At 62.5% G+C, this 12,568-nt stretch carries 12 protein-coding genes; 9 read left to right on the forward strand and 3 right to left on the reverse strand.

What is annotated here, in order from left to right; genetic code table 11:
• Positions 1–49: 49 nt before the first annotated feature.
• From cpaB to IPM16_14725, 5 genes are all read left to right on the forward strand, one after another.
• Positions 50–1,252, forward strand: coding sequence for a Flp pilus assembly protein CpaB (cpaB, locus tag IPM16_14705; GenBank protein ID MBK9124353.1), 1,203 nt, complete (start codon positions 50–52; stop codon positions 1,250–1,252).
• A 180-nt stretch (positions 1,253–1,432) separates the two neighbouring features.
• On the forward strand, positions 1,433–2,767 hold the full coding sequence (locus IPM16_14710) for a response regulator (protein MBK9124354.1): 1,335 nt from the start codon (positions 1,433–1,435) through the stop codon (positions 2,765–2,767).
• Positions 2,768–2,838: 71 nt separating this feature from the next.
• Positions 2,839–4,254 (forward strand): CpaF family protein, encoded by a 1,416-nt coding sequence (locus IPM16_14715; protein ID MBK9124355.1) that lies wholly within the window; start codon positions 2,839–2,841, stop codon positions 4,252–4,254.
• A gap of 226 nt (positions 4,255–4,480) precedes the next feature.
• Complete coding sequence (locus IPM16_14720; GenBank protein ID MBK9124356.1) at positions 4,481–4,987, forward strand: DinB family protein; 507 nt, start codon at positions 4,481–4,483, stop codon at positions 4,985–4,987.
• 51 nt (positions 4,988–5,038) lie between these two features.
• Positions 5,039–5,515 carry a carboxymuconolactone decarboxylase family protein gene (locus IPM16_14725; GenBank protein ID MBK9124357.1) on the forward strand — a complete coding sequence of 159 codons (477 nt, stop codon included), beginning with the start codon at positions 5,039–5,041 and terminating at the stop codon, positions 5,513–5,515.
• 23 nt (positions 5,516–5,538) lie between these two features.
• Here IPM16_14725 and IPM16_14730 read toward each other — a convergent pair whose 3' ends face one another.
• Together IPM16_14730 and IPM16_14735 are read right to left on the reverse strand one after the other, a co-directional pair.
• Positions 5,539–6,180, reverse strand: a complete 642-nt coding sequence (locus tag IPM16_14730) for a methyltransferase domain-containing protein (GenBank protein ID MBK9124358.1) — start codon at positions 6,178–6,180, stop codon at positions 5,539–5,541.
• A 78-nt stretch (positions 6,181–6,258) separates the two neighbouring features.
• A complete protein-coding gene (locus IPM16_14735; protein MBK9124359.1) occupies positions 6,259–7,491 on the reverse strand; it encodes a Zn-dependent hydrolase in 1,233 nt (410 codons plus the stop codon).
• A gap of 152 nt (positions 7,492–7,643) precedes the next feature.
• Between IPM16_14735 and IPM16_14740 the strand changes: the two genes are divergently transcribed.
• The 4 genes from IPM16_14740 to IPM16_14755 all read left to right on the forward strand — a co-directional run bounded on the left by IPM16_14740 (position 7,644) and on the right by IPM16_14755 (position 11,647).
• On the forward strand, positions 7,644–8,840 hold the full coding sequence (locus IPM16_14740; protein MBK9124360.1) for a YcaQ family DNA glycosylase: 1,197 nt from the start codon (positions 7,644–7,646) through the stop codon (positions 8,838–8,840).
• Positions 8,841–8,960: 120 nt separating this feature from the next.
• A complete protein-coding gene (locus IPM16_14745; protein MBK9124361.1) occupies positions 8,961–9,953 on the forward strand; it encodes a type II secretion system F family protein in 993 nt (330 codons plus the stop codon).
• 30 nt (positions 9,954–9,983) lie between these two features.
• Positions 9,984–10,928, forward strand: coding sequence for a type II secretion system F family protein (locus IPM16_14750; protein ID MBK9124362.1), 945 nt, complete (start codon positions 9,984–9,986; stop codon positions 10,926–10,928).
• 122 nt (positions 10,929–11,050) lie between these two features.
• A complete protein-coding gene (locus IPM16_14755) occupies positions 11,051–11,647 on the forward strand; it encodes an HPF/RaiA family ribosome-associated protein (protein MBK9124363.1) in 597 nt (198 codons plus the stop codon).
• Positions 11,648–11,711: 64 nt separating this feature from the next.
• Here IPM16_14755 and IPM16_14760 read toward each other — a convergent pair whose 3' ends face one another.
• Complete coding sequence (locus IPM16_14760; GenBank protein MBK9124364.1) at positions 11,712–12,536, reverse strand: NAD(P)H-binding protein; 825 nt, start codon at positions 12,534–12,536, stop codon at positions 11,712–11,714.
• Positions 12,537–12,568: the final 32 nt, after the last annotated feature.

The raw sequence follows: 12,568 nt of genomic DNA on the forward strand, positions 1-12,568 counted from the left end.
GGGCGCGCTATAGTGTAGTCGCTACGCGCCCACGTATGGGGAGGCATGGATGAGCAGACGCATCATTTTCGTTCTGGCGCTCTTGATTGTCGCAGCAGGCGCAATCGCTGCGTTCGTGATCAGCCGCCAGAACCAACCGACAACGCCGCAGGTCACGGTTGGTCCGGGCACGCCGACAGTCGTCGCGCAGCAGCCCGGCAGCACGCCGCAAGCGACAATTACGCCGATGCCCACCCCTCTGCCGACCATTGACATCGTGGTCGCGGTGCAGAAGATCAACCGCGGTCAACTCATCACCGCCGACGTTGTCGGTTACCGCACATGGCCCGAGCCGTATGCCCCGTTGAGCGCGATCACCGATATCGAATTGGTCATCGGCGCCATTTCCCGCTACGACATCGAACGTGAGTCGCCGGTCAAGACCAGCGACCTGACCGACAACCTCGCCGACCTCGGCGCTACCGGTTCCGACGCTGCGGCCGTTATTCCTGCCGGCTCGCGTATGGTCGCGCTGCCGATGGACCGCCTGACCAGCGCCGCTTATGCGCTGCAGCCCGGCGATCGTGTAGACATCATCACGTCGCTGCTGTTCCTCGACATCGACGAGGAATTCCAGTCTGCCCTGCCAAACGACATCCGCATCATCTCGGTTGAGGCGGTCGAGAACGGCGGCGTGCGCTATCAAGTGCTGGCCCCGGTCGACGGCCGTACGGACTCGCTGCCCGTGCCGCTTGGCAACGTCGGCATCTCGCAGCTTCCGGTGATTATCGCCCCCAGCGAAGACCCGCGCCCGCGCCTCGTCACGCAGATGACCATTCAGGACGCGTTGGTCGTGAACGTTGGCGACTTCCCGCGCAATGGCCGTTTGTTCCGCGCCAGCAGCGCCGAAGCGCCTGCGGCGGCCCCCACCGCTGCGCCGGCCCCGATCGGCGGCACGAACGCGACCCCGACCCCGCTCCCGCCGCGCCCGGACATCGTCGCGATTGCCGTGTCGCCGCAGGAAGCCGTCGTTCTGGCGTACTACGTCGAGGCGAAGATCCCCATCACCTTCGCGCTGCGCCCGGCCAATGAAACCGGTATCGCCAGCGTGCGGCAGGTCGACCTCGACTACATTATGGATCAGTACCGTATCGTGCTGCCGCGTAAGCTGCCATACTCGATCGAACCGGCCATCCGTTCGATCCGCCAGCTCGTCGCGTCGAACACCATCAGCCTACGCGACACGGTCACCACCGCACCCACGACGCCGTAACGCACAGCGCGTCTCAGATATCTGCCGCCGGGTTGAGTTTGCGAATTCAACTCGGCGGTTTCTTTTTTGCGGTATGATTGTCGCAACTCGCCAATGTGTCTAAACTCAACACGATCCGATTTCGGATACAATTAGGCGCAGAACCCACACTTCCGTACGCAGCAGGAGAACACCAAGCCTATGAGTTCCAATGCCAAGGGCTCGGGAGAATCAAAACTGCAGCAGATCACGATTCTGCTCGTGGATGACATCCCCGAGACCCGCGAAAACATCAAGAAGCTGCTTGCGTTCGAGAGCGACATGAAGGTGGTTGGGGTTGCCAGCAACGGCCGTGAAGGGCTGGATCAGGCGCAGCTGCTCAAGCCGAACATCATCATCATGGACATCAACATGCCGGACATGGACGGCCTGCAAGCCACGTCCATGATCAACAAGAGCGTGCCGCAGTCCGCCGTGATTATGATGTCGGTCCAAGACGACGCCGACTACATGCGCCGCGCGATGCTGGCCGGCGCGCGTGACTTCCTTGCCAAGCCGGTCAACATCGACGACCTGACCAACACGATCCGCACGGTCTATAAGAACCACGAGCCGATCCGCAAGCAGTACGAGATGTCGTCGGCTATGACGCCGGCCGATGCGGCGCGTGTGGCGGCAGCGCTCGAAACGGGCATCGGCGAACGCGCCGGTCACATCATCGTGGTGTACAGCCCGCAGGGCGGCGTCGGCATTACCACCATCGCCACCGGCCTCGCCACCAGCCTGATGAAGAAAGGCGTGCGCGTGCTGTTGGTCGACGCCGACTTGCAGTTCGGGGACGTCGCCACGTTCCTCGCCATTCAGTCGCAAATCTCGACGGTGGAGATGGCGCAGGACGCCGACGACCTCGACCCCGAGCACTTCGACAACGTCGTGGCGACTCATCCGAGCGGCCTCAAGGTGCTGATCGCGCCACAGCGGCCTGAAATGGCCGAGGAGCTGTACAAACGCCCCAACGTGGTTGCTCAGATCGTCTCTAAGGTGCGCAACAACTACGACTACATCGTGGTCGATACGTCGCACGCGCTGAATGACGTGAATCTGGCGCTGATGGATGTCGCGCACAAGATCGTGCTGGTCACCACGCCGTCGCTGCCGTCGATCAAGAACACCAAGTTCGTTCTCGACTTGTTCGACAAGCTCGAATACGACCCGCTGCGCACCATGCTGGTACTTAATAAAGTCTACTCCGAGCGCGACCGCCGCGGTGCGACGTTGGCACGCGACCGGATCGAGCAGTTTCTGAAGCGGCCGGTCGGCGTCGAAATCCCGGTCGTCGACGAACGTATGATCATGGCCGCAATTCTCAAGGGCGTACCGGTAACACTGGCCGAGCGTGATCGCAGCAAGCCGCCGGTCAAGCAGTTGTACGACATGGCCAAAGTTCTGGAAGATACGTTGAGCGGCGAGGGCGCGCCAGTGCTGGCCGACCTCAAGGACGAGAAGAAGAGCGGCGGCCTGTTCCGCCGAACCTAGACGCGAACCGATAGGCAGGTTCAGTTTCGAAAACGCGGAGTCCATCCGCAGAGTGGTGAGGTTTAAGCACAATGTCGTTACTTGAGCGCATCAACACTAAAGGTGGCGGCGGCACCCCTGAACAGCCCGGGCAGGGCGGGCAAGGCGGGCAAGGCGGCGGTGAAGTTCAGCGCCGTCCGGTAGTACCCCAACAGCGCCCCGGCGATCCCAACCGCGCCAAAGCGGAAGGCACGCAGGCCGACCTCAAGGTTCGCGTGCAGAACAAGCTGCTGGCCGAAATGGATCAGCTCGACAAGCAGCGCCCCAACGAGATTCGCTCTCACATCGAGGAACTGTTTAACGCCATCCTCGCCGAAGAGAGTATGGTGCTCAGCCGCAGCGAACGCCAGCGCCTGTTCGAGGCGATTGTCGCGGACATCCTCGGCTTCGGCCCCATCCAGCCGCTGCTCGCCGACGACACGATCACGGAAGTGATGGTCAACGGTCCCAAGAACGTGTTCGTGGAGCGCAAAGGCAACGTCGCACGTGCGCCGGTGGCCTTTGACGACGACGATCACGTCCTGCGTGTGATCGACCGTATCGTGGCGCCGCTTGGCCGCCGTGTCGATGAAAGCTCGCCGTACGTCGACGCGCGTCTTCCGGACGGCTCGCGCGTAAACGTCGTTATCCGTCCCCTGGCGCTGAACGGCCCGACGATCACCATTCGTAAGTTTTCCAAACAGCCGCTGACCTATCAGGACTTGATTCGCTTCGGCTCGATGACGCCTGAGATCGCGGAATTCCTGCGCGGCAGCGTCATCGCCGCCCTGAACGTTATCGTGAGCGGCGGTACGGGCTCAGGCAAGACGACTCTGTTGAACGTGCTCTCAGGTTTCATCCCCGGCCACGAGCGCATCATCACGGTCGAGAACGCGGCCGAGCTTCAGCTCCAGCAGGAGCACGTCGTCACGTTGGAAAGCCGCCCGGCCAACATTGAAGGCAAGGGTGAAATCACCATTCAGGATCTGGTCGTCAACTGCTTGCGTATGCGCCCCGACCGCATTGTCGTCGGAGAGTGCCGTTCCGGCGAAGCCCTCGACATGCTTCAGGCCATGAACACCGGCCACGACGGATCGCTCACCACGCTGCATGCCAACAGCCCGCGCGACAGCATCAGCCGTCTCGAGGTGATGTGCCTGATGGCCGGTATGGACCTGCCCGTGCGCGCCATCCGTGAACAGATCGCCGGCGCAGTCGACATGATCGTGCAGCAAAGCCGCATGCGTGACGGCAGCCGCAAGATCACCCAAATCTCCGAAGTACAGGGTATGGAAGGCGACATGATCACGATGTCCGACCTGTTCGAGTTCGAACAGATCGGCTTCGAGGCGGGCAAGATCATCGGCCGCATTCGCGCGACCGGCCTACGCCCGAAGTTCATGGATCGACTGGAAGATGCCGGCATCGTGCTGCCCCCGCAGATCTTCGGCACGGGCCAGCGCCGTTAGGACCGCTTCTGCGTTTCCATACATAACTTCTCAGGAAGGGCGGCTTGCGGGTCGCCCTTTGTCGTCACCGGAGAGGAATTTGGGGCGCTGCCCCAAGCCCTGCCAGAAGGCTTACGCCCTCTGGACTCCGAAATCCGCGAATGAGGCGCGCATGCGCGCCTCATTCGCAGGTATGGGGTCAAGGGGTGCAAACCACTTGCAAAGCGTTTGTGAAGGAGCTTGAGCGATGGATTTCGCGTATTGTGTCGAGCAGTTGACGATCAACGGGCAGACGATCGAGGCACTGTGCGCCTGCATTCCCGCCGATCACGCCCGCTGGAAGCCGGACGTCGATCAGTGGTCGATCCTCGAAGTAATGGGGCATCTCGTCGACGAGGAGCGCGAAGACTTCCACCCGTTCATCGTGGCGACGTTTCAGGGCCAGCCAAAAATCCCCCACGACCCGGGCATGTGGATCCTCGAGCGCGGCTACAACCAGCGCAATCTGGGCGAACTCGTGGCGCAGTTTGCGGACGAGCGGTGCAAGTCTTTGGAATGGCTTCGCACGCAAGCCGACGCCGATTGGGCGACCGCCGTTCCGTTCACGAAGTGGTTCGGCTTTCGCGCAGGCGACGTGCTGGCGTCGTGGGTCGCGCATGACCTGCTGCACATGCGCCAGTTGGTCGAACTCAAGTACGGCTATGTGGCCGTCGCACTGTCTGGCTACGACATCCAGTATGCCGGTGACTGGTGATTTTGCGCGACATCGCGATGACGACGGTCGGCGCAGGAAAGGAGGCTCACGGTGGCATCACGATTGGACTATGGCGCAGCAAGTCCCGGGGCGATCAAGGCGATGTATGCCTTGCAGCGGCACGTCGATGCCTGCGGCCTCGATCCGCTTCTGATCGAACTGGTCAAGGTCCGCGCCTCGCAAATCAACGGCTGTGCATATTGCTTGGACATGCACGCGAAGGACGCGCGTGCGTTAGGTGAATCCGAACATCGGCTCTACGCGCTCAGCGCGTGGCGTGAGGCGCCTTTCTACACGGAGCGCGAACGTGCTGCGCTGGCATGGACCGAAGCGCTTACGTTGGTCGCTGAAGATCATGTTCCCGATGCCGTATATGAAGCCGTGCGTCCGCACTTCACGGATCAGGAGTTGGCCGATCTCACGCTGGCGATCGTCCTCATCAATGGATGGAATCGGTTCGCCGTGGCGTTTCGCAGCGAAGCCGGGCGGTATGTGTCGAGAAAGAAGCCGCTCATGCCGCGCGAGTAGGGACAAGCCCTGTGTTTGACGGGTTACCCCCGCGAGAAGACCGACAACTGCCACATCACGCCGTCGTGCTGCGCAATCTTGCGCAGGCCGTATGATTCAGCGATGGTGTCGACGGTCGCGCTGGGATGCACGAAATTGCGAAACGTCCGGCCTCTCAGCCGCCACCACAAATTCAGGAACGGGATCGCGATTTTGGCGAGCAAGATGTCGCGCGGATAGATGACACCGAGATAGCGGCGCGCCTTGGACGCCGCCGCGTTGACGAGCGCGGTCACGTCAGGGTAGCAGCAGATCACGCGATCGAGTGTCACGATGTCCACGTCAGCCACCTGATCGGCCAGCGAGACAAAGTCGCCAAACAGGTACGTCGCATGATCGGCGTAACCGCGCCGTGTGGCCTCGTTGCGCGCGGCGCTGAGGTACGCACGTGAGGCGTCCACGCCGGTGACGTTCGTTACGCCTGCGGCGACCAGTTCGTGTTGAATCACACCGACGCCCCCGCCGATGTCCAACAGGCTGAGTCCGGTGACACCGGCGGCTTTCAGGATATCGAGCAGGCGCGCGGTCATCGGCGCAGGGCCGGACCGCCGGTAGTCGTCCAGATCGGCGCTGGCCGTCCCGGGATCGAAGATATCGTCAGCGTTCTCACAATGCGGGCAGCACATACGCGATCGCGGCCTCCTCTGCACGATCACCGGGGCGGCCCGCAAGCGCGAACGCCGCCCCGAACCCCAACCCTTGCCTTACTGTGCGGCGACCCATGCCATCGTTTTGTGGGCCAGCTTGTCGAGCGCCTGAACGCTCATGAGGATGTGCTCCTCCTTGGTGTCTTCAATCTTGTTGTGCGATATGCCGTGCAGGCTCTGCGTAAACATCATCACGGTCGGCACGCCGGCGCGGGCGACCTCGGCGGCGTCATGCAGCGGGCCGCTTGGCAGGCGATGGGCGGTGCCGGTCACTTCGCGCACGGCCTCTTCGCAGAAGTCGAGCAGCTGCGGGTGGAACGGGATCGGGTGGATCTGCCAAAGCTTGCTCCACGTCACCTCGCACTTTTCTTCCTCGGCGAACCGCTGGGCAGCTTCGCGCGCTTCACGCCACATCGCCGCCAGCCCGTCGGCGTCCATGTGCCGTTGGTCGAGCGTGATGTCGCACTCGGCGACGACCGACGTCACGATGCCCGGTCGCGTATCGACCCGGCCGCACGTGCACACCCCGCCATGCCGGTTGGCGATTTCGCGGATCACCAGCGCGAGTTTCGACGCTGCTGCCAACGCATCACGGCGCTTGTGCATCGGCGTTGAGCCGGAGTGGGCCGCCTGACCGGTAAAGCGGAAACTGTGCCGTTCGACGCCAAACGTCCCCACGACGACGCCCAGCGCCTCGTCGCGGTCGAGCAGCACCGGACCTTGTTCGATGTGCAGCTCGAGGTAAGCCTTGGCATTCTTGAGCTGCTTGTGTGCGTCGAGGATGTTGTCGAGGCGGATGCCGTACTTGGCGATGGCGTCAGTGAGCAGGACGCCGTCTTTGTCCTTGAGCGCACGCAATTCGTCGGGCACCATCGTGCCGGATGCCGCGCTTGACCCGAACAGGCTGCGCCCGAAGCGCGCGCCTTCCTCGTCGGCCCAATCGACCAGACGCACCGTGACCGGCGGCTTGACGCCTGTCGCGACGATGTTGCGAATCACTTCCAGCCCGGCCAGCGTATTGAGGCATCCATCCAACCAACCGCCATTCGGCACGCTGTCGATATGGCCGCCGATCAGCATCTCCTTGTCGGATTCGCCGCGCAAGGTCGCCCATAGGTTGCCGGCCTCATCGGTCTCGACCTCGACTGGAAGCTGCTCGAGCTTCGCTCGCAGCCACGCCCGGGCCTTTGCCCACGTCTCGGTAAACGCGACGCGCTGCGCCCCGTTCTCGTCGCCGGTCAGATTGCGCAGGTCTTTGAGTTCATCCAATGTGCGCTGTGGATTAAGCATGAGACCCTCTCTCCCAGAGTTTCCAAACTGCTCTACGTATGAGGATAACGCACATAGTTACGCGTTAGCCATCACAGGCGGCGGATTGCGAACAAACGTTCGGTTCGATATACTCGCCCGTCATCGTTCGCCATGGAGCGCGGGACCGAAAGATGGAGCCTCTATCTCTCGAAGCAGTGCGCGGCTTGATGATCGCGGCACAGGGACTGGTGGATACGCCTCAGCCGCCGGCTACCAAAGATGACGTGCTGGCTGTCATCCGCCACCTGCACGCGCTGCAGATCGACAGCATCAACGTGGTCGCTCGCGCGCCGTACTTCGTGCTGTGGAGCAGGCTTGGCGCGTACGACCCCAACTGGCTCGACGAACTGCTCGAAGAAGGTGCGCTGTTCGAGTTCTGGGCGCGGGCGATGAGCTTCATCCCGATCGAGGACTACCCGCTGTACCGCGTCGGAAGCCGCTGGGTCGAGTTTCTCAGTCCCGAGGCGTGGATCAAGAAGAACCCGGAAGTCGTCGAGCGGGTCTTGAGCCGGATTCGCGAAGCCGGGACCGCGCGCTCTGCCGATTTCGAGCGCACCGACGGCGAAAAGAACGACTGGTGGAACCACAAAGACGAGAAGAAGGCGCTCGAGGCGCTGTTCAACGCCGGCGTGCTGATGGTCCGCAAGCGTGAGAAGTTCCAGCGTATCTACGGCCTGCGCGAGGATGTCTATCCGGAAGCGGACTCGCTGCCCAAGCTCACCCGCGAACAGGCCCACGATCAGCTCGCGCTGAACGCCATCGAAGCGCTTGGCGTTGCCACACTGGACTGGGTCGGCAGCTTCTACCGCTTCAAGCGCGCGGATGTGAAGGAAGCGCTCAAGCGGCTGGAGCGTGACGGCCGCGTGATTCCCGTGAAGGTCGAGGGCTGGAAAACGCCGTGCTACGTGCACCCGAACAACCTCGCGCGCACCCAAGCCGCGGCGGCGGGGGATATCCCGCGCTCCAAGACGACACTGCTCTCGCCGTTCGATCCGGTGACGTCCGATTACGGGCGGATGCGCGACCTGTTCAACTTCGACTACGTCATCGAATTCTATTTTCCTGCGGACAAGCGTCAGTACGGCTATTTCTCCCTGCCGATCCTCCACGATAACAGGCTGGTCGGCCGGCTTGACCCCAAGGCCCACCGCAAGGAAGGCATCTTCGAGGTCAAGTCGCTGCACCTCGAGCCTGACACGGTCGTAGATGACGTGCTGGTGGAGGCACTGCGGCAGACTCTGCGCGCCTGCGCCGCATGGCATGAGACGCCGCAGGTCGTCGTGCGCGAGGCCACCGACCCCGATCTGATCGACCTGCTCTCCGACTGACACACACACGGGCTGTCGGTCAACGCCTGCAGCACGAGAATCATTGTCGTACGTTTATAGTCAATACGCGTGAACCGCGATACAATGCAGACAAGCAGGACGAGGTGGGAGCATTAGCGTATGAGTCCAGAGATTCTGATCCTCGTCGGGTCGATTGTCGTTGCGATGTTGGTGCTGGTCGTCGGCGTCTTCGCAACCCGCCGCAGCCAAGCACTGGTCGATCAGCGCTTAGGCACGCTGGCCGCCCAGAATACCTACGAGCCGATCATCGCCACCGATGAGCTAGAAGACGATGAGGCTGGCCGGCGCGATCGACGCCAACTGACACGCCGTCTCGATAAAAACCTCGAAGGCAGCAAGTTCGGCAAGAAGTGGCGTCTTCAACTGGCACGTGCCGACCTTCGCCTTACGATCGGCGAATTCTTCGTAGCGCAGTTTCTGTCGATGGCCGGCTTCTTTGCGGCCGCGTACTTTATCATTTTCCGGGGCGACATCATCCCGTCGATTCTCGCCGCCGGTCTCGGGTTTTTCTTCCCGCGGATCCTTGTCGGGCGGCGCATCAGCAAGCGCCTGATCACGTTCGAGAACCAGCTTGCGGATACGCTCGGCTTGTGGGTCAACGCGCTCCGTTCCGGTTACAGCGTGCCACAGGCGATGGACGCCATCGGCCGTGACTCGCCGGAGCCGACCAAGACCGAGTTCAAGCGCGTCGTGCAGGAAATGCAGCTCGGCATCCCGCTGCAGGAAGCGTTCAATCACATGCTCGAACGCGTCGAGTCGGAAGATCTCGACCTTGTGGTGACGGCCGTAAACATTCAGCGCGAAGTCGGCGGTAACCTGTCCGAAATCCTCGACGTCATTCAGAACACCGTCCGCGAGCGCATCAAGCTCAAGGGCGAAATTCGCGTTATGACGGCGCAGGGGCGCTACACCGGCTACCTGATCAGCTTCCTGCCGATCGGCCTCGGCTTCCTGCTGCGCGCCATGAACCCGGCATACATGAACCAGATGTTTGAGGACCGCGCCTGCGGGTGGCCGATGATCGGTATCGGTCTGGCGTTGATCGGTATCGGTTCGGCCGCCATCCAGAAGATCGTCGACATCGACATTTAGGCCGCTCTTGTGGCATAAGGAGCAGGATTCATGGAACCCAGTGTCCTCATAGGAGTCGGCTTTATCGCCTTCGCGCTGGTCGTCGCCGCGTTCGGGTATGTCGCCCTGCGCGACAGCCGCGGGCGCGACCCGCTGCAGGAGCGCCTCGCGCAGTTCGGCATCGACGACGTCCCCGACTCGCTGGAGAAGATCGAGCTTTCGCTGTCGTTCCGCGACCGCGTGATCGTGCCGGTCGTGCGCACGTTTGCGGCGATACTTACGCGGTTCACGCCGCAATCGCAACTTGACACCGCGCGCAAACTGCTCGATCAGGCCGGCATGACCACCGAACCCGCGACCTTCTTCGCGTCGCGCATTGTCTTCATGATCGCGCTGTTCGTGGCCGGCATCATCTTGTTCGTCGTGCTGCGCATCAGCAACCCTGCGCCGCTGAACGCATTCCTGTACTCGGCTGGCCTCGGCCTGCTGGGCTACATGCTGCCGATGTCGTCGGTGAAGAGCCGCATCAAGAAGCGTCAGAACCTGATCGTACGCGCGCTGCCCGATGCGCTCGACCTGCTGGTCATCTGCGTCGAGGCGGGCCTCGGCTTCGATCAGGCGCTGGGTAAGGTGTACGAGAAGTGGGACAACGACCTGTCGCTGGCGTTTGGGCGTGTGCTGAAGGAAATCCAGCTTGGCAAGCAGCGCCGTGATGCGTTGCGCGACATGGCCGAGCGCATGGACGTCCCGGATGTGAACGCCTTCACGGCAGCGATCATTCAGGCCGACCAGCTTGGTGTGAGCATGGGCAAGATCCTGCGCGTCCAGTCCGACCAGATGCGTGTGAAGCGCCGCCAGCGTGCGCAGGAGAAAGCGCATCAGGCGCCGATCAAGATGATGATCCCGATGGTGCTTTTGATCTTCCCGTCGATTTGGATCGTGCTGCTCGGGCCGGCCATCATTCAGGTGAAGAACGTGTTCCTGTCGGGGTATTAGGGAGCGTACAACGTGTAGAACTCCACAGGGGCGCGCGGGGACACACCGAGCGCCCCTGTGTGTTTCTCTGACGACAGGTGGGCTGTCGTCAGCGGGTGATCAAAAATAGAAGGAGTTACGTCATGAAGCTCTCGGTTCGCGGCCAGAATTTCCGACTGCAATCAGATACGGAAGAATTCGCCACACGCAAACTGGAGGGGCTCAAGAAGTACCTGCCGAACATCCGCGAGATTCGGCTGGAACTCACTAGACAGGAGAATAAACGTGGCGAGGATGAGGTGATCGCGCAGGTCACGCTGACGCATGAGCGCGGCGCGATCCTGCGCACCGAAGAACGTGCCCGCGGCTTCAATCACGACGGCATCGAAGCGTCGATTACCGAAGCGCTCGACAAGATGTACACCCGCATCGCGCGCTTCAAGGGCAAGCGCGAGGCGATGCGCACCCGCAGCGAACGCTTCAGCATGACGCTGGCCGAACTTGAGACCGCCGAGATGCTGCCCGTGACCGACGAACCCGCCGCCGAATTCGAGCCGATCGAGGTCGTCAAACGCAAGCAAGTCCCGGTCGTTACGATGGACGAACATGAAGCGATCGACCAGATGGAACTGCTCGGCCACACGTTCTTCCTCTATCGCGACGTGGGGAGTGGGCAGGTCAATGTCGTGTACAAGCGGCGCGACGGCGCGTACGGCGTGCTGTCACCGACCGAAGGATAGCCCACCCGCGCGACATAGATGACAAACTAACGCGGGGCCGCCCAACTGGGCGGCCCCGTTTCTGTTAGGACTGTCGCGGCGAGAACCCGATTGGCACGTCGTCCAGCGCGTCGATGGGCGGCGGGACGTTCTCGACCGAAATCCCCGGGCCGCGCCCCCGCCGTTCGTCGCGCGTGTTCATCCGGCGCAGGTCGGGCGCGTACAGGATCGACTTGGTGACCTGACGCGGGTTGAGCGCGGCGCGGGCGACGGCGCGTGCTAACACGTCAACCGGCATCGGTGCGACACGGTTCAGCCCGAGCAGCCAACCCAGAATCGGAACGTGCCGCAGCCCGCTCACCAGCCGCCAGAACAGCGATCGCGGTGCGCCCCGACGGTAGATCAACGGCGCGCGGACGATCAGCGCGCTGACGCCCACCCGCCCGACATACTCCTCCGCTTCGCGCTTGGCCTGCACGTAGCCGCGGTTGAGCCACGGTGCGCGCGTGGTGCTCAACAGAATACAGGTTGGCACCCCGTCGCTGCTGCACATATTGATGACGTTGCGCGCCGAAAGAAAGTTCAGCCGCTGATGAGTCAACCCCTGCGCCGGATCGGCCGTCAAGCTGCCGACCGTGTGCACGACGCACTGGTGCGAACGCGCTCGTCCGCGCAAGCTGGCGGGGTCCCACACGTCCGCCGTCGACCAGCGCACGCGCTCCGCCAAGCCGCCGAGATGGTCCTCGGCGCCGGGGCGTACGAGCAGCGTCACGTCGGCGCCTTCGGCCACCAGCGCCGCCGCGATGTAATCTCCAAGAAAGCTGCCGCCCCCGGTCACCAAGACCCGGCGGCGTGGTTGTGTCGTCGTCACGATACGTAGAAGTTCGCCAGCCGACAGTAAGCTCGTCATTGTAACAACGGGTACCCGCATGCGCCTATGGG

This window comes from Candidatus Flexicrinis affinis (assembly GCA_016716525.1).
In the GTDB taxonomy this organism is placed as follows: domain Bacteria; phylum Chloroflexota; class Anaerolineae; order Aggregatilineales; family Phototrophicaceae; genus Flexicrinis; species Flexicrinis affinis.

Excerpts from the sequence above, each read along its gene's own strand:
- cpaB (MBK9124353.1), top strand. The coding sequence starts at position 50 with ATGAGCAGACGCATCATTTTCGTTCTGGCGCTCTTGATTGTCGCAGCA.
- IPM16_14710 (MBK9124354.1), top strand. The coding sequence starts at position 1,433 with ATGAGTTCCAATGCCAAGGGCTCGGGAGAATCAAAACTGCAGCAGATC.
- IPM16_14715 (MBK9124355.1), top strand. The coding sequence starts at position 2,839 with ATGTCGTTACTTGAGCGCATCAACACTAAAGGTGGCGGCGGCACCCCT.
- IPM16_14720 (MBK9124356.1), top strand. The coding sequence starts at position 4,481 with ATGGATTTCGCGTATTGTGTCGAGCAGTTGACGATCAACGGGCAGACG.
- IPM16_14730 (MBK9124358.1), bottom strand. The coding sequence starts at position 6,180 with ATGTGCTGCCCGCATTGTGAGAACGCTGACGATATCTTCGATCCCGGG.
- IPM16_14735 (MBK9124359.1), bottom strand. The coding sequence starts at position 7,491 with ATGCTTAATCCACAGCGCACATTGGATGAACTCAAAGACCTGCGCAAT.
- IPM16_14740 (MBK9124360.1), top strand. The coding sequence starts at position 7,644 with ATGGAGCCTCTATCTCTCGAAGCAGTGCGCGGCTTGATGATCGCGGCA.
- IPM16_14745 (MBK9124361.1), top strand. The coding sequence starts at position 8,961 with ATGAGTCCAGAGATTCTGATCCTCGTCGGGTCGATTGTCGTTGCGATG.
- IPM16_14750 (MBK9124362.1), top strand. The coding sequence starts at position 9,984 with ATGGAACCCAGTGTCCTCATAGGAGTCGGCTTTATCGCCTTCGCGCTG.
- IPM16_14755 (MBK9124363.1), top strand. The coding sequence starts at position 11,051 with ATGAAGCTCTCGGTTCGCGGCCAGAATTTCCGACTGCAATCAGATACG.
- IPM16_14760 (MBK9124364.1), bottom strand. The coding sequence starts at position 12,536 with ATGACGAGCTTACTGTCGGCTGGCGAACTTCTACGTATCGTGACGACG.